Raw genomic sequence first — 16,325 nt, forward strand, 5'->3', positions numbered from 1 at the left:
ATCGCCTGTCCGACTGATAAGGAATCAGCATGCAACCCTACGAACTGACGGCCACCGAAGCTTCCGCCCTGATTGCCGCTAAAGAACTGTCTTGCGAAGAGCTCGCGCGTTCCACCCTGGCCCGCATCGCCGAGCGCGACCCCATCGTGAAGGCCTGGAGCTATGTTGATGAGGACCTCGTGATCCGGCGTGCGCGGGAACTCGACAAGACGCCCGCGCTCAGTCCGTTGCATGGGCTGACGTTCGGCGTGAAGGACGTGATCGAAACCTATGACATGCCCACACAGCAGAACTCAGCCTTATACGAAGGGCATCAAAGTGGCCAAGATGCCGCCTGCGTCGCCGTGGTTCGACACAGTGGCGCGCTGGTGGTGGGCAAGACCGACACGGTAGAGTTCGCCTCAGGTGGACGCATGGCTGCCACGCGCAATCCCCATAACCTCGCCCATACGCCCGGCGGCTCGTCGTCCGGCTCGGGCGCCGCTGTGGGCGATAAGCAAGTGCAACTCGCCTTCGGCACCCAGACAGGCGGCTCGCATATCCGACCGGCCGCCTACAACGGCATCTATGGCATCAAGCCAACGCATGGTGCCGTGAGCCGCGAAGGCGCCAAACTCTATTCCGCCACGTTGGACACCATTGGCTGGTATGGCCGCTGCGTGGAAGACTTGCAGTTGGTGGCCGATGCCTTTCAGTTGCTGGGCCGCGATCTGGCGCAACCGGTGGCGCTCAAAGGGCTGAAGGTCGGCCTGTGCCGCGCGCCGGCTTGGGATCAGGCCGATGGCTACGCACGCGCTGCGCTGATGACCGCCGCTCGCCGGCTGGAAGCCGCGGGCGCCATCGTGACCGAGCTCGTCTTGCCCGAGCCCTTCAACGGCCTGGACGACGCCCAGCATTCGGTGATGTTCGGAGAGGGGCGTGCGGCTTTCCTGCCCGAATTACTGGGCCCGAAACGCGGCCTGCTGCATAAGCACTTTCTCGACATCGTGAACAATGCGCGCGAGATCACGCCGCAAAAGCTGGTCGCCGCCTATGATCTGGCGGCCGAGTGCCGGCGCGCCTTTGACGGGCTGTTTGGCGCGGATCTGGACGTCGTGCTTACGCCGTCGTGCACGGGCGAGCCTCCTGAGGGCTATACGTCTTCAGGCAACCCGGTATTTAACGCCATGTGGACCTTGCTGCATGTGCCGTGCGTCGGAATTCCGGTCGGCAAGAGCCCCAAGAATCTGCCGCTTGGCGTGCAGCTCATCGGGCCGCGGTTCAGCGACCTGCAGCTATTGCAGATCGCCCATGCCTGCGCGCCAGCGATCCATGAGAACAATACCTTGGGTACGATCGAGATATAGTGCCGCCATGCTAAATCGCGCCCGTCATCTCACCCACTGGAGCTTGTTGCTCGTGCTGTCGGTCGCCGTGGGGTGGCCCATCGTGCATGCCGGCATTGGCGCCGGTGCCTTGGTGGGCCCCATGCTGGCCGGCATCGCCATGGGCATGAGCGGCACGCGTATCGGGATATCTGGACGTGCCTTCGTCCTCGCGCAGGGCGTGTTGGGCTGCATGATAGCCTCGATGCTCGAAGCGAGCGTGCTGGATGGCGTCGCCGCCCATTTCGGCGCGATGGCGGCGGCCGTGGTGCTAACGCTGGTAGGCGCGACCGCCACGGGCTGGGTGCTGACGCGTACCGGGACCATGCCTGGCAGTACGGGCGCGTGGGGATCGCTACCGGGCGCGGCAGCGGCGATGGTGACCATGTCGGCTGCATTCGGCGGCGACCCGCGCATGGTCGCGGTGATGCAGTATCTGCGCGTGATGATCGTGATCCTGGCGGCCACGGCGGTGTCTCACTACGCCGTCACGGAGGGAGCGCCAGGCGGGCAGATCGCCATGCTGGCCGCCGCAAAGGCGCAGCCATCGGTGAGTGCCAGCACGCAGATCTGCACGATCCTGATCGCCGTCGCCGCCAGCTGGCTGGGCTGGGCCAGCCGGGTACCGGCCGGAGCGCTGCTGCTACCCATTGTGGTCGGTGGCGCGCTGCAGATCAGTGGCGTGATGACGCTGGCCATGCCGCATGGCGTGGTGGTGCTGGCGCTGGCAACCCTGGGATGGTCGATTGGCTTGCGCTTCAAGCGCGACCTCATCGCCCCCATGCTGCGCGCATTGCCCACAATATTGCTGGGGATCGTCGCGCTACTGCTGCTATGTACGCTGGCGGCCTGGCTGCTGACGCTATTGGCCCCTGTCAGCATGTTGACGGCCTACCTCGCCACCAGCCCTGGAGGGCTGGATTCCGTGGCGGTGCTGGCGCTGGAAGCCAACGCGGATATGCCCTTTGTGGTGGCTTTTCAGACGCTGCGGCTATTTGCCGTCGTGCTGGTCGGCCCGTTCCTGGGGCGCTGGCTGGCGCGTGGTGCCCCCTTGAAATGAGCACGGCAGACCGAAGATCGGGGCGTTAGAACACCTTGTCCGGTGCGTCCTCCACAGGCTGATCACCCACCCGGGCAAAGTAGTCCTGTGCGAACTCGGTAAACTGCTTGATCCCCATACGGTTGGACCGGCGCGAATCCACAAAGAGCGAATACTGGCGAGAAACAACCGGGGACTCTACTCTCAGCACTTTCAGTTCATGTACACGCGTGGCCGGCTCGACGAATCCTGGACAGACTGCCAGCCCCATACCGGCCGCGACCAGGCTGAGCGCTGCGGTCGTATCGTCGACCTGCCGCACATGATTGAACTGAAAACCCGGGCCTAGCTGCCGGGCCAGATGCAGCCGGGGCAGATTGCCCACGAAGATCAAGGGTTCGTCAATAAGTTCTTCCCACTTCAGACGCCGCCGCCGGGCAAGGGGATGGGACTTCGGACAGACCACGCAGATGCGGCTGTGAAAGAGCGGCATGACGGTCACATGATCGCTGACCGATGAATGCGTAGAGATGGCGAGATCCACCTGTCCCTGCTCCACCGATGCACGCACGTCATCAATTTTCACATCTACCGGAGTCAGCCGTATGGTGGGATGCGCGCGGTGAAAATCCCGATAGATACGGGTCATCAATGACCATCCCACCAGCCTTGATGTGGCGATGCGCAGCACGTGATGTTGACTGCGCAGATCGGCCGCACATCGCTCGAACTGGCCGAGTGCATCCAACGCTGCGATGGCATGCGGTAGAAACTGCTCGCCCTCTTGCGACAAGGCCACGCGCCGGGTGGTGCGCTCCAACAACCGAAAACCCACGGTTTCCTCGAGTTCCCGCACCGAGTTGCTCAAGGCGGCCTGCGTGACATGCAACGCGCGCGCCGCGTGGACGAAACTGCTGAGCTGCGCCGCCGTCACGAAGGCCCGCAATTGTCTGAAGGTAATGCGCACCGCCGATCGCCTCCGTTTGATTGATAACCCAATCAATAATAATTGATAAAAACAAATTGATTGTTGTATTGAATGACGCATCCATAGAATGGAAGCTCTCGACGGTAGGCCTGGTACAAGGCGACCGACCGAAGCCCTAAAAGACGCGAAAGACCAGGAAGGTTCGAGTGCAAGAGGAACAGCGTGGCGCCGCCATGAGGCCGGCCCAGCCAATCCCGCCCGGACGTTTGTGGTTTACGGCGCATCAGGACTGCAGACATACGAGTGATCCGGAGACAATCATGAAGATCTCACGCAGAGCCTTACTGGCGGGCCTTGCCGCCTTAAGCGCGATGTCCATGCCCGCCGTGGGGCAACCGCAGGATGCCGACAGCTATCCCAACAAGATGGTGCGTATCGTGGTGCCCTTTACCTCAGGCGGAGGCACCAGCAATGCCGCACGCTTTCTGGCCGACAAGCTCGCCGCAAAATGGGGGCAGCCCGTCATCATCGACAATCGCCCGGGCGGCAATACGGTAATCGGCTCAAGTATGGTGGCCAAGTCCGAGGCCGATGGCTATACCCTGCTGTTCGCCAATACCAGCCATACGATCAACCCCTCGGTGATGCCGAGCTTGCCCTATGACACGCTGCGCGACTTCGCACCGGTCTGTACGGTCTTGGTCAACCGCTTTGTGTTGTTGACCCATCCCAGCATGCCTGCCCGGGACATCAGGGAATTGGTCCAACGGGTCCGAGCCGATCCTGACACCTACAACCTACCGACCGTGGGCGCCACCGGCGTAGGACGGCTGGCCGGGGAAAGTCTGACGCAATTGATGGGCGTGAAGCTGCAGAACATCCCGTACAAAGGCACCAGCGACCTCGCCACCAACCTGATGGGCGGCCAGCTGAAGTTCGCCCTCGAAATTCCGGGTTTTTACCTGCCCCATATCAAGTCTGGAAAGCTGCATGCCCTAGCCGTCTCGGGCGATACACGCATGCCATCTCTGCCGGATGTGCCCACATTGAAAGAAGCCGGTTTTGGCGCTTTCGATACGCAAAGTTGGTATGGCCTCTTGGCGCCCGCGGGAACGCCTGAGCCCGTGATTCAGAAGATCGCCGCCGACGTGACCGAGATCGTGCAATCGCCCGATTTCGCCACCTACCTGGAAACCATCCAGTCCGAGCCGATGGTGAACACGCCAGAAGGTTTTGCCGCGCTGATCGACCAGGAGATCCCCAAATACCGTGAACAAGCCAAGCTGGCCAACATCGCTGTCGAGCCCAAATAAGGCTCGGGTTCAGCGACAAGACGCACACTGAGGAGTCCATCACATGGCTATGAAGAAAGAAGAAAACGATCTGATTACCCGGGTCGAAAATGGGGCGCCGCTGGGAGAGCTGTTCAGAAAGTTCTACTGGCTGCCCGCCTACCCATCGGCCGCGCTGCAAGCCGGCGGAAAGCCCTATCGCCTGCGCCTGTTGGGACAGAACTATGTGCTGTTTCGCGGCGACAGCGGCAAGGTGGCCTGTTTCGACGAACAGTGCCCGCATCGCAAAGCTTCCTTGGCGTTAGGTCGCAACGAAAACGACTCGCTGCAATGCCTGTTCCATGGCTGGCGCTTCAGCGTCGATGGGGAAATGGTCGAAGCGCCGAACATCACCGGGGATCAGGTGTCCTTCTGCAAATCGGTGCGCTTCAACAGCTATCAAGTGGTCGAACGCGGCGGCATCATCTGGGTATGGCTTGGTCAGGGCCAAGCCCCCAAATTTCCTAACCTGCCGTTCACGGATCTGCCAGCCGAGCAACGTTCCGTCACGTCGGTGGAAGTGCCCGTGAACTGGCTGCAAGGCGTCGAGGCCACGATGGACTCTTCGCACGTGAGCCATCTGCACCAGACGCAGATTCAGGTACGCGGCCGACGCGAGCAGCAAAACATGCTGGTGGACAAACATCCGCGCCTGGAATATGAGCGCACGCACTTCGGCTTTCGTTCGGTGGCGTTGCGTCAGCTAGGCGAAGGCAAGGTCTATGCGCGCGTGAACCATTACGTGTTCCCCTGGTATGGCGTGATTTGCGCGCCGGACCCGGGTGGCCCGTCCACTGTGTTCATGTCGGTGCCCGTGGACGACACGCACTATCGCGCCTGGTTCGTGCACTTCAATGTGCACCGCCCTCTGGGCATGACGCCGTTGTCGGCCAGCCCCGACATTACCAACTGGCCACCCCTGCCGCCTGGGCCGGCCGAGGACAACTGGGGCCAGAATCGCGACCTGATGAAGCGCGGGCATTTCACGGGCTTTCCCGACGGGGTGGCGACCGAAGACTTCGCCATGTTCATGAGCCAGGGCCCCATCCTGGACCGCACGCAAGAACAGCTGTGCTCGGCCGACACGGAAGTGATCCGCCTGCGCCAGATGTTGCTCAAGGCCATCCGGGATTATCAGAACGGCGAACAGCCCTGGGTGGCTCAGGACGACAAGTTGGATTATTCCGAGGTTTACTCGGTGGGCGGTGTGATCAACGAAAGCGAAGACTGGCACGTGTTGCTTGAACGCGCGATCGCACAGATCAATGAAAACAGGGCGGCCACTGGGGCCTGAGCATCATGGGCGAGACAGACCTCTTCGATGTCCGCGTGACCCAGGTGACGTGGTGCAGCCCCGGCGTGCTGGCATTCACACTGGCAGCCGTAGACGGCCACGCACTGCCGGGCTATCAGCCGGGCGCCCACGTGTCCGTGCACCTGCCGGTGTCGGGCAAGCCAGATCGCGTTCGCGCCTATTCGCTGGTGAATACCGATCCTGGCAACGACCCATCCACGCCGCAACGTTGCTACCGCATCGCGGTGCGGCGCGATGACGCGGGTACGGGAGGGTCGCTGCATCTGCATGAATCGGTCAGGCCGGGTGATGTGCTGCGTATTTCGCCGCCAAAGAACGCCTTCGCGTTGGGTGAAACCGAAGGCGTGATCCTGTTGGCCGGCGGCATAGGCGTCACGCCCATCCTCACCATGGCCGCGGCCCTGCAACGACAGGGTTTGCCTTTCACATTCCATTATGCGGCCCGTTCTCGCGACGAAGCCGTGTTTCTGGAAGAGCTGCGCCAGCTATGCGGCGAGCGACTGAACCTGCACATTGACGAGGAAGCCGGCCGACATCTGGACCTGGGCTCGGTATTACCCGCAGGGCCCGCGCGCCCGGTGTACGTCTGTGGACCCAAGCCGATGATCGACGCCGCCGTCAGGCACGCGGCGACCTTGGGCTGGCCCGCCGACAGCGTGAAGTTCGAACTGTTTGGCGCGGACATCGCCAATCAGAATCAGGCCGGCTACGAGGTTGTGCTGCAGTTCAGCGATAAGTCCGTGTTTGTACGGCCAGGGCAGGCACTTCTGGATGTACTGATCGATGAAGACGTCGATCTGCCCTATGACTGCCGCGCCGGGTTTTGCGGGCTATGCCGCGTCAAGGTGCTAGAAGGCGAGGTGAACCACAACGATACCTGCCTGACCGACGCCGACCGCACGCAACGCCGCTATATGCAAGCTTGCGTCTCGCACGCAGCCTGCTCTCGGCTGGTGCTGGACCTCTGATCCCTTTCCCCATGCCAAACCGCCCGTTACGGCATCAACAAGGTGTTCGACCACTATGGCAAATATTGTTTTAGGGCTGGGCACCACGCACAGCCCCATGCTGAACTTGACCGCGCAGCAGTGGAAGCATCGCGCGGAGATCGACTTCGCCAACCAGAAGCTGCATCTATCCAATGGCACGCGCATGAGCTATCCCGAACTGCTGGCATTGCGCGGCCCCCAATATCGCGCGGAAATCGAACCTGATGTCATGAAGGCAAAGGAACTCGCCTGCCAGGCCGCGCTGGACCGCCTGGCCGATGCCCTGGAGCGCGCACAGCCGGATGTCGTCGTCATTGTCGGCGACGATCAGGCCGAGCTCTTTACCGCCGACAGCCAGCCCGCTTTTGCGATCTTTCACGGTAGTGAGATCGCCACCACGACGGGCAAGTACGGTAAAGGCGCCCCCGACTGGATGCTGCAGGTCGGACGTGGCTACATGATGGAAGACATCTATCGCGCCCCCGCCTCGCAGGCGTTCGCGACCAGCCTGATTCAAAGCCTCATCACGCAGGATGTGGACGTCGCCGCGGTATCTGCAGTGACGGATCCCACCAAGGCCGGCTTCGGTCATGCGTATGGATTCATCATCAAGCGCCTGTTCCGCCAGGAAATCCCGGTCGTGCCGGTGCTGTTGAACACTTATTTCCCGCCCAACGTACCCACCGCCAATCGTTGTTACGAGATCGGGCGTCGTTTGCGCCAGGCCATCCAGGAGTACCCGGCCGATCTCAGAGTCGCTGTCGTCGCATCGGGTGGGCTGTCGCACTTCGTCGTGGAAGAAGACTTCGACCAGCACATCATCAATGCCATCCAGAACCGCGACGAGGCCGCATTGCGCGCGATCGCGCCCAGCGCGTTGCGTTCGGGCACCTCGGAAACATTGAACTGGATTCTGACTGCCGGCGTCGTCGACTTCATGCCCGTGCGTCACATGGAGTATTACCCGCTACACCGCACCGAGGCCGGTACCGGCGTGGGCGCCGCATTCTGCATCTGGGAAAACTGACGCGGGCACGCAAGCCTGACTTTTCTAAAGGAACCGCGATGAAAAGCAACGGACGCTCGATCGAAATCGAGGGCGTGAATCACGGCGCGACGCCGATTCCAATGGGTGCCAAAGTCGGCAACACCATTTTCACCTCCGGCATTGCCGGCAAGGACCCCGCCACCAACAAACTGGCTGAGGGTGCCGAGGCCCAAGCCAGGCACGCGTTTTCAAACCTGAAAACCGTACTGGAAAAAGGCGGCGCGTCGATGACCGATGTCGGGCTTTTGACTGTGCTGGTCGCGGACGAATCGGTGCGCAAGGCCATTAATGCCGTCTGGCTGGAATATTTCCCCGACCCCGAGGACCGTCCGGCCCGACACACCAGTGTCCAGGACCTGCGCAGCGGCATGCTACTGCAACTGCAAGCGATTGCCGTCATCGGCAACTGAACCCGTTTAGTTTGAGTTGGAACCCTTATGATCATCGATTGCCACGGCCACTACACCACCGCCCCGACACAGCTGCGCGACTTTCGCGCCAAGCAGCTGGCGGGCATGATAGACCCGAGCCTCTCCCCGTCCATCGAGTCGTTGGGCATCACCGACGACATGTTGCGAGCCTCCGTCGAGGGCGCACAGCTTAAATTCCAGCGCGAGCGCGGCACGGACCTGACGATCTTCTCGCCCCGCGCTGCGGGCATGGCGCATCAATATGGCGATGAGCGTGTCGCGCGTCAGTGGGCGCGCGTCTGCAACACGCTGATCTATCGCCTGACGCAGCTCTATCCGGAAAACTTCGCCGGCGCTTGTCAGCTGCCGCAGCGTCCGGGCGTATCGCCAGAGAACTGCCTTCAAGAGCTGGAATACTGCGTCAATGAACTCGGCTTCGTCGGCTGCAACCTGAATCCGGACCCCTCGGGAGGCTGGTGGAAAGATCCTCCGTTGACGGACCGCTACTGGTATCCCCTGTACGAGAAACTCGTCGAACTGGATGTCCCCGCGATGATCCATGTGTCGTCCTCGTGCAATGACTGTTTCCATGCCACGGGTGCGCATTACATCAACGCAGACACAACGGCCGTGATGCAACTGATACAAGGCGACCTGTTCAAGGATTTCCCGACACTGCGCCTGATCATTCCGCATGGCGGCGGGGCGCTGCCGTTTCACTTCGGCCGCTATCGCGGACTGGCCTTGAACCTGAAACGGCCGTCGTTGGAAGAGCATCTGTTTAACAACGTGTTCTTCGACACCTGCGTGTATGACCAACGCGGCATCGATCTGCTGACCGACGTCATTCCACTGGAAAACCTGCTGTTCGCCTCGGAAATGGTGGGCGCGGTCAAAGGCATTGATCCGTTGACGGGCCATCATTTCGACGATACGCGCCGCTATCTGGATGCGGTCGAGTCGTTGGACCAGAATGCCCGCCACATGCTGTTTGAGGGCAATGCCCGCAAGGTGTTCCCGCGCCTGAACAACATTCTCGACCAACGCGCCCGGTCCGTCGCTTGAGGAATCATCATGACCACGCAACGTCTTAATGGTCTTATACGTAAACTAGAATCGGGCGGCATCGCGACGCTGTCGTTCTGTCCGCCTACGGTCGAATCCGCCATCGCGTTCAGTACCACGCAGTACGACGGCATCATGATCGAATGCGAACATCAGCCCTGGGATCCGCTGACCCTGCGCGATGCGTTCCAGTATCTGCTGAATCGCCGCGCCATCGCCGCGAGCGGTTCGATTGCGCCCACCGTCACCCCTATCGTTCGCATCCCCGCCAATGGTGGCGAGATGAGCCAGTGGCTCGCCAAGCAGGCGCTCGACCTGGGCGCCTACGGCATTGTCTGGCCGCATGTCAGCACGGTCGAACAGGCCCAGTCGGCGGTGGCCGCCTGCCGCTATCCCACCAAAGTGTCGCATCCGCTGCATCATCCCTTCGGGCAACGCGGCGACGGGCCAACGAACGCGGCACGCTACTGGGGCCTGACCCAGCAGGAATACTATAAAAAGGCGGACGTGTGGCCGCTCAACCCGGAAGGCGAAATTCTCGCCATCCTCATGGTCGAGGACCTCGAAGGCGTAAGCAACCTGCGCGACATCTTGAAAGAAACCCCGGGCATCGGCGCCATCATGATCGGCGAAGGCGATCTGTCACAAGAACTGGGTGTACCCCGCCAGTACAACCATCCGGAATTGCTGAGCGCGATGGCCGAAATCCGCGCCATCGGCAAGCAATACAACGTCCCCGTGGCCCACCCGCACGTCACTTCCGAGAACGCCGAACGCGTCTACAACGAAGGTTATCGCCTGCTGGTGTGCGGCCCCAGCCGCAGCTATCCGGCGTTGGATAAAGTGCGCGAGTTGGCCGGCGTACAGCCTGCCGCCTGAACAGGAGCCATCATGGATTTAGGAATACGCGGAAAAAACGCTTTCGTCATGGCCTCCTCCAGCGGTCTGGGCCTCGCTTGCGCCACTGCACTGGCCAAAGAAGGCGTTAACGTATGGATCAACGCGCGCAATACGGATCGTCTGGAAGCGGCCGCCGCATCCATCCGTCAGGACTGCGACGTTCAGGTCAGCACCATCGCGGCCGATATCACCACCGAATCGGGTAGAGAATGCGTCTTGAACGCCTTGCCCGCGGTCGATATCCTCGTCACGAACAACGAAGGCCCCACGCCCGGCACGCTCGATCAATGGGAGCATGATGCCTGGATCGGTGCGTTCGAAAAGAACATGATCCCGCATGCGCTATTCATCCGCCATTATGTGGGCGGCATGTGCGAGCGCAAGTTCGGACGGATCGTGAACATCACCTCCGCCATGGTCAAATCGCCGCGCGTGCATCAATCGCTCTCGAGCGCGGCTCGCACGGCGCTCACGGCTTTCTGTAAAGGCCTGTCCGCCGAAGTCGCGCGGCACAACGTGACAATCAATAATCTGCTGCCCGAGCGCATCGACACACCGCGCCAACAGGCGATGACGCAACGCATCATGCGTCTGGAGAACATCGACTACGACGAAGCGCGCCGCCGCATTGTCGATAGCCTGGCGGCCAAGCGCATGGGCACGCCGGAGGAGTTCGCCAGCGCCTGTGCATATCTGTGTTCCGCGCAGGCGGGGTTTATCTCGGGGCAAAACCTGCAGATCGATGGCGGCTCGTATCACGGGCTGGTCTGATATATGCTCTTTGGCAGTGACGAATTCATCAGCGCCATACGCCGTTAGCTCAGTGTCTGTCCGGGCGACATCGTCCGGACGGGCATCGACGGCGACTCGCCCGAGCCGGGAACGCTGAGCAACCGTTTTGTCGAAGAGGGCCTTACGTAATGCAAGCAGCTTGGTACGAAAGCAATGGCGCCGCCCAGGATGTCCTGCGAGTCGGCGAAAAGCCGACCCCAGATGCCGGCCCGGGAGAGGTGAGAATTCGAGTTGTGTACTCGGGGGTCAATCCGTCGGATGTGAAATCCCGCGCGGGTAGCCGACCGGTGCGCGACCCCTACATCGTTCCGCATAGCGATGGCTCGGGCATCGTGGACCAGGTGGGCCCGGGGGTGGACACGCATCGCGTCGGCGACCGCGTCTGGGTGTGGAACGCGCAGTACAACCGCCCGCACGGCACAGCGGCGCAATTCATCACGCTGCCGGCCGAGCAAGCGGTGTCCTTGCCCCAAAACATATCGTTCGAAGCGGGCGCCTGCCTCGGCATTCCCGCACTCACCGCCTATCGCGCCGTCGAACTCGCTGACCTCGAACCCGGCAGCACCGTTCTGGTCATCGGTGGCGCATCCGCCGTGGGCTACTATGCCGCGCAGATGGCGCGCGCACGCGGCGCACGCGTCATCACGACGGTGGGCTCTGACGAAAAAGCCGCGTTTCTGCATGCCGCGGGATTCACCGACACGGTGCTGTATAAAAAAGAGCCAGTCGCCGAACGCGTACTGGCCCTGACCGATGGGCAAGGTGTGAACGCCATCATCGATATGGATTTCTCCACCAGCGCAGCGCTGGTCGATGAGGGCGTGCTGGCATCACACGGCAAATTCGTCTGCTTCGGATCGAACAATCGCGGCAGCGTCCCCATCAACTACGCGACCTGGTTGCCGCGTTCATTGTCTCTGCATTTCTTCCTGGTGTATCTCCTCACGCCCGCGCAGCGCAAGCGCGCGATACAAGGGCTGCAAACCCTCCTCGAGCAGGGAACGCTGCAACACCATATCGGCCCGAGCTTTGCGCTCGCCGACATCGTCCAGGCCCATCAAGCAGTAGAAAACGGCGCCTTTGGCAACGTGATCGTCAACTGCCAGGCTTAAGGAGCCGCGTCTAGCGCGATGCTATCCCCATCGCGCTGTGCGGGCTGCGTCGCCGCATACGATGTGCGCCATTGCCCCGGCGACACGCCCGTCTGGGCCTTGAAAGCGCGCGACAGTGCCGCCTCGCTGCCATATCCGACCTCCGCGACGATCCGTTTTAACGGGTAGCCCATCCGTAACGCACGTTGCGCCAACCCGATACGCCAGCTCTGCAAATACAGCCCCGGCGTCATTCCCACCACCTCACGGAAGGTCGTGGCGAAACCGCTGCGCGACATGCCTGCGAGACCTGCTAAATCCTCTAATGCCCAATTGCGCTCGGGCGCCTCGTGCATCGCGATGATGGCTGAGCGCAGACGTGCATGTGACAGGCCTGCCAGCATGCCGCCTTTCACCAGCCGGCTTTCCATGAGCTGACGCAGGATCTGAATAATCACGACTTCAAATAAACGGTTGATTACCGCCAATCTGCCGCAGCGCCCTGCGAACGCCTCGTCAAAAAGCACCTCCAAGACCGGCGTGGCGCCTTCAATGGACGCCAGCGGCAGACACAGAAACGGAGGTAGCGCGCTACTGATGGGATTGAGCGCCCCGCCTTCGAATCGTAAGTTGGCGCACACCATATCGGCGCCAGCTTCTGCATCCGTGATGAACCGATGCGCCATCGGGCGCGGATACAGCAGCACACTCGGCACGTCCACGTTCAACGACTGGTTGCCATGCACCACTTCGACGGGACCGCGGCGTATCAAGTGCAGTTGCCCCAGCTCGTCCTGAGCGGGCAAGGTGTTCAACCCACATAGCGTCCCGGCATGAAACACCTGTGCCTCGATCTCAAAGCGCCTCAGCAGTTCCGCTAATCGATCCGCCATTTTGTACTCCTAATCATTTTTTATGGATTTTATATCACCTAGGGTTCATCTGGCGGCAGCACAATACGTTTAAGCCAAATCGGCCCACAACTGTTCAGACGAGGATCACCATGAATACCGCTACCAAGACCGCCATGACCGGCCTGCTCGCCGCCGCCATCCAGACGGGCGCCGCTGCCCAGGCCGCGACGACCGCCCCTCTCGCGCCGGTCACTCCGATCACCATTGAAGGCAACACGATCACCACGCCCGATGGCGTACAGATCTACTACAAGGATTGGGGCCCCAAGAACGGTCCGGTAGTGACGTTCAGCCATGGATGGCCATTGAGCTCGGACAGCTGGGAATCGCAGATGATCTTCCTGGCTTCGCAGGGCTATCGCGTGGTCGCCCATGATCGGCGTGGTCATGGACGCTCCAGCCAGCCCTGGGAGGGCAATGACATGGATCATTATGCCGACGATCTCGCGGCCGTCATCAACGCCCTGGATCTGAAGGATGTGACCCTGGTCGGATTCTCCACCGGCGGCGGCGAGGTCGCTCGCTACATCGGCCGCCACGGCACGTCGCGTGTCAAGAAAGCCGTGCTGGTCAGCTCCGTGCCGCCACTGATGCTCAAGACCGCGGACAACCCGGGCGGTCTGCCCATCGAGGTGTTCGACGGCATCCGCAAGGCGGCCCTGGAAAACCGCTCACAGCTTTATCTGGATATCGCTTCGGGTCCGTTCTTTGGCTTCAACCGGCCCGGCGCGACACCCAATCAAGGCTTGATCCAGGCCTTCTGGGCGCAAGGCATGCAGGGTGGCCATAAGAACACCTATGACTCCATCGCGGCATTCTCGGCCACCGACTTTCGCGGGGACCTTAAGAAGTTTGATATCCCGACGCTGGTGATTCATGGCGATGACGATCAGGTCGTACCGATCGACGCGGCGGGACGCGCCTCGGCCGCCCAGATCAAGGGCGCGAAGCTAATCGTCTACCAAGGCGCGCCACACGGCCTGACCGACACGCACAAGGATCGCCTGAACCAGGACTTACTGGACTTTCTGCGCAACTAGCCGCGCCCTGCCCGCGCAGGTCACTCGACCTGCGCGCCGGAAGACTTCACCACCTCGGCCCAACGTTCCAGCGCAGCATCGACCTGCTTGCCGAACTGTTCGGGCGTCGTCGCGTAAGTCACCGCGCCTTGCGCCGCGAACTTCTGTTGAATCTCCGGCGTCTCCAACAGCGCGCGAATATCCGCATTCATGCGCTCGACCTTTTCCGGACTGACGCCGCTAGCGGTAAACAAACCGAACCACGGATTCACATCGAACGTGGGGTAGCCTTGCTCGGCAATGGTGGGAATGTTCTGCGCATGAGGAGAACGCTTTGCGCTGGTGACAGCCAACGGCACGAGCGTGCCCGCGTCGATATAGCCTTTCACCGACGGCAGACTGGTGAAGACCACATCGATCTGCCCGCCCAACAGGTCTTGTATCGCCGGCGCCGCGCCGCGATACGGCACATGCACCATCTTGACATCGGCGGCCGAATTGAACATTTCACCCAGCAAGTGATTCACCGAGCCGTTGCCGGCCGAGCCGTAGGTCACGCGGCGCGATTTGGCGGCTTCGACCAAGCCGGGCAGATCCTTGATACCCGACGATGCGCGCGTCACGGCCACAAACGGCAGGGTAGCCAGCGTCGCCACCGGCGCGAAATCGCGCTGCACATTGAACGACAAGTTCTTATACAGTGCGGGATTGATCGCGTGCGACCCCTCGTAGCTCATCAACAAGGTGTGGCCATCATTGCCGCCCGTGGCCACATATTCCATGCCAATGTTGCCGCCGGCGCCGGCGCGGTTTTCGACCACGACGGGCTGGCCCCATTTCTGCCCTAGCGCTTGCGCGACAATGCGCGCCAACGTATCGGACGCTCCTCCCGGCGCTTGTGGCACGACCAGGCGAACCGGCTTTTCCGGGAAGGCCTCGGCTGCCAAAGCTGGGCCGGTGGCACAGGCCGCCGCAATCATCGTGCTCGCCATTGCGTGGATAAGTCGCATCTTTTCTCCGTATGAATTATCGTTGTAGGTTTCGAATGATACACAGGGCGCCCGGACTACTCTAGCCGGGGCTCATATCGCGGAGACACAATGGAAGTTCGAAGAATCGCAGGCGCCCTGGGCGCGGAGATCAGCGGCATCGATTTGCGCCACAAAATGGACGCCTCGCAGACGGCGGCCGTGCGCCAGGCGTTGCTCGATCATCAAGTTATTTTTTTGCGTGACCAGGATTTGACCCCCCAGCAATTCCTGGATTTTGCACGGGCGATGGGTACTCCGATTGAATACCCTTTCGTTAAAGGCCTGGACGGTTTCCCCGAGATCATCGAGGTCAAAAAGCTGGAGCACGAGCGCTCCAACTTCGGTGGCATTTGGCATTCGGACACCACATATCTCGAAGAACCGCCCATGGGTTCGATGCTGCTGTCACGCGAGATCCCGCCCTATGGCGGCGACACGATGTTCGCGAACCAGTACCTCGCGTACGAAGCCCTGTCCGACACAATGAAGCGTCTGCTGGAGGGCCTGGTTGGTATCAGCACCTCGGCCAAGGCCGATGTATCGCGCACGCGCGAAGACCGCATCAAAACCGACGGCAAAGACAACGCCCCCGAAAACTACATCGCCGAACATCCCATCGTACGCACGCACCCCGAAACCGGCCGCAAGGCACTGTATGTGAATGTCGCGCACACGGCGGGGATCAAGGGCATGACGGATCAGGAAAGCGCGGGACTTTTATCTTTCCTTTTCGAGCATCAGGTCAAGCCGGAATTCACCTGTCGCTTTGCCTGGACGCCCAACGCGATCGCGTTCTGGGACAATCGCTGCGTGATGCACAACCCCGTCAACGACTATCACGGTTTCCGCCGGGTCATGCAGCGCATCACGCTCCAAGGCGATCGCCCGCGCTGACCGCGCCGGTTTCCCGATTGCCACCGGGATAACGCCATCCCTCAGGCGGGGCTCGTTCCCCGCCTTTTCGTAGCACACCACTCACTGCGGCTCCATCCGGCACGCCAGTTGCTGCGCGATCCCTTCCCAGGCATCGCGCCCCCAAGCAACCAGCAAGGAGCCGGCAATGAGCGACAGCGACACGCTTCCCCCCTT

Annotated in this window: 16 protein-coding genes; 13 read left to right on the plus strand and 3 right to left on the minus strand. The window is 61.4% G+C overall.

Annotated features, from left to right (window positions below):
• The first annotated feature begins 29 nt into the window (after positions 1-29).
• Positions 30-1,346: an amidase gene (locus tag GOQ28_RS04335; RefSeq protein WP_160355566.1), complete on the plus strand. Its 1,317-nt coding sequence runs from the start codon at positions 30-32 to the stop codon at positions 1,344-1,346.
• Between the two features lie 7 nt (positions 1,347-1,353).
• Positions 1,354-2,424: an AbrB family transcriptional regulator gene (locus GOQ28_RS04340; RefSeq protein ID WP_160348851.1), complete on the plus strand. Its 1,071-nt coding sequence runs from the start codon at positions 1,354-1,356 to the stop codon at positions 2,422-2,424.
• A 25-nt stretch (positions 2,425-2,449) separates the two neighbouring features.
• On the opposite strand, the gene GOQ28_RS04345 is transcribed toward GOQ28_RS04340, so the two are convergent.
• Positions 2,450-3,370 carry a LysR substrate-binding domain-containing protein gene (locus GOQ28_RS04345; RefSeq protein ID WP_160355567.1) on the minus strand — a complete coding sequence of 307 codons (921 nt, stop codon included), beginning with the start codon at positions 3,368-3,370 and terminating at the stop codon, positions 2,450-2,452.
• 281 nt (positions 3,371-3,651) lie between these two features.
• On the opposite strand from GOQ28_RS04345, the gene GOQ28_RS04350 reads away from it, so the two are divergent.
• The 9 genes from GOQ28_RS04350 (at position 3,652) to GOQ28_RS04390 (ending at position 12,293) form a co-directional block, all read left to right on the plus strand.
• Complete coding sequence (locus GOQ28_RS04350; protein WP_160355568.1) at positions 3,652-4,644, plus strand: Bug family tripartite tricarboxylate transporter substrate binding protein; 993 nt, start codon at positions 3,652-3,654, stop codon at positions 4,642-4,644.
• A 43-nt stretch (positions 4,645-4,687) separates the two neighbouring features.
• The gene (locus tag GOQ28_RS04355) at positions 4,688-5,956 is read left to right on the plus strand and encodes a Rieske 2Fe-2S domain-containing protein (RefSeq protein ID WP_160355569.1); all 1,269 of its coding nucleotides are present in this window, start codon (positions 4,688-4,690) and stop codon (positions 5,954-5,956) included.
• Between the two features lie 5 nt (positions 5,957-5,961).
• Entirely contained in the window at positions 5,962-6,945 is a 984-nt protein-coding gene (locus tag GOQ28_RS04360) for a PDR/VanB family oxidoreductase (protein WP_160348856.1), read from the plus strand.
• A 55-nt stretch (positions 6,946-7,000) separates the two neighbouring features.
• Positions 7,001-7,993, plus strand: coding sequence for a hypothetical protein (locus tag GOQ28_RS04365; protein ID WP_160355570.1), 993 nt, complete (start codon positions 7,001-7,003; stop codon positions 7,991-7,993).
• A 38-nt stretch (positions 7,994-8,031) separates the two neighbouring features.
• On the plus strand, positions 8,032-8,424 hold the full coding sequence (locus tag GOQ28_RS04370) for a RidA family protein (RefSeq protein WP_160355571.1): 393 nt from the start codon (positions 8,032-8,034) through the stop codon (positions 8,422-8,424).
• Between the two features lie 27 nt (positions 8,425-8,451).
• Positions 8,452-9,489 carry an amidohydrolase family protein gene (locus GOQ28_RS04375; protein WP_160355572.1) on the plus strand — a complete coding sequence of 346 codons (1,038 nt, stop codon included), beginning with the start codon at positions 8,452-8,454 and terminating at the stop codon, positions 9,487-9,489.
• Between the two features lie 9 nt (positions 9,490-9,498).
• Positions 9,499-10,368, plus strand: coding sequence for an HpcH/HpaI aldolase family protein (locus GOQ28_RS04380; protein ID WP_160355573.1), 870 nt, complete (start codon positions 9,499-9,501; stop codon positions 10,366-10,368).
• A gap of 12 nt (positions 10,369-10,380) precedes the next feature.
• Positions 10,381-11,160 carry an SDR family oxidoreductase gene (locus GOQ28_RS04385; RefSeq protein WP_160355574.1) on the plus strand — a complete coding sequence of 260 codons (780 nt, stop codon included), beginning with the start codon at positions 10,381-10,383 and terminating at the stop codon, positions 11,158-11,160.
• Positions 11,161-11,309: 149 nt separating this feature from the next.
• Entirely contained in the window at positions 11,310-12,293 is a 984-nt protein-coding gene (locus GOQ28_RS04390; RefSeq protein WP_160355575.1) for an NADPH:quinone reductase, read from the plus strand.
• On the opposite strand, the gene GOQ28_RS04395 is transcribed toward GOQ28_RS04390, so the two are convergent.
• On the minus strand, positions 12,290-13,165 hold the full coding sequence (locus tag GOQ28_RS04395; protein ID WP_160348863.1) for an AraC family transcriptional regulator: 876 nt from the start codon (positions 13,163-13,165) through the stop codon (positions 12,290-12,292). The genes GOQ28_RS04390 and GOQ28_RS04395 overlap by 4 nt on opposite strands.
• A gap of 110 nt (positions 13,166-13,275) precedes the next feature.
• Between GOQ28_RS04395 and GOQ28_RS04400 the strand changes: the two genes are divergently transcribed.
• Positions 13,276-14,226, plus strand: a complete 951-nt coding sequence (locus GOQ28_RS04400) for an alpha/beta fold hydrolase (protein ID WP_160348864.1) — start codon at positions 13,276-13,278, stop codon at positions 14,224-14,226.
• A 20-nt stretch (positions 14,227-14,246) separates the two neighbouring features.
• On the opposite strand, the gene GOQ28_RS04405 is transcribed toward GOQ28_RS04400, so the two are convergent.
• On the minus strand, positions 14,247-15,215 hold the full coding sequence (locus GOQ28_RS04405; RefSeq protein ID WP_160355576.1) for a Bug family tripartite tricarboxylate transporter substrate binding protein: 969 nt from the start codon (positions 15,213-15,215) through the stop codon (positions 14,247-14,249).
• A 90-nt stretch (positions 15,216-15,305) separates the two neighbouring features.
• Here GOQ28_RS04405 and GOQ28_RS04410 point away from each other — a divergent pair, with 90 nt between their 5' ends.
• On the plus strand, positions 15,306-16,130 hold the full coding sequence (locus GOQ28_RS04410) for a TauD/TfdA dioxygenase family protein (RefSeq protein ID WP_160348866.1): 825 nt from the start codon (positions 15,306-15,308) through the stop codon (positions 16,128-16,130).
• Positions 16,131-16,325 lie beyond the last annotated feature (195 nt).

The organism is Bordetella sp. 02P26C-1, from assembly GCF_009763255.1.
Lineage (GTDB): Bacteria > Pseudomonadota > Gammaproteobacteria > Burkholderiales > Burkholderiaceae_B > Bordetella_A.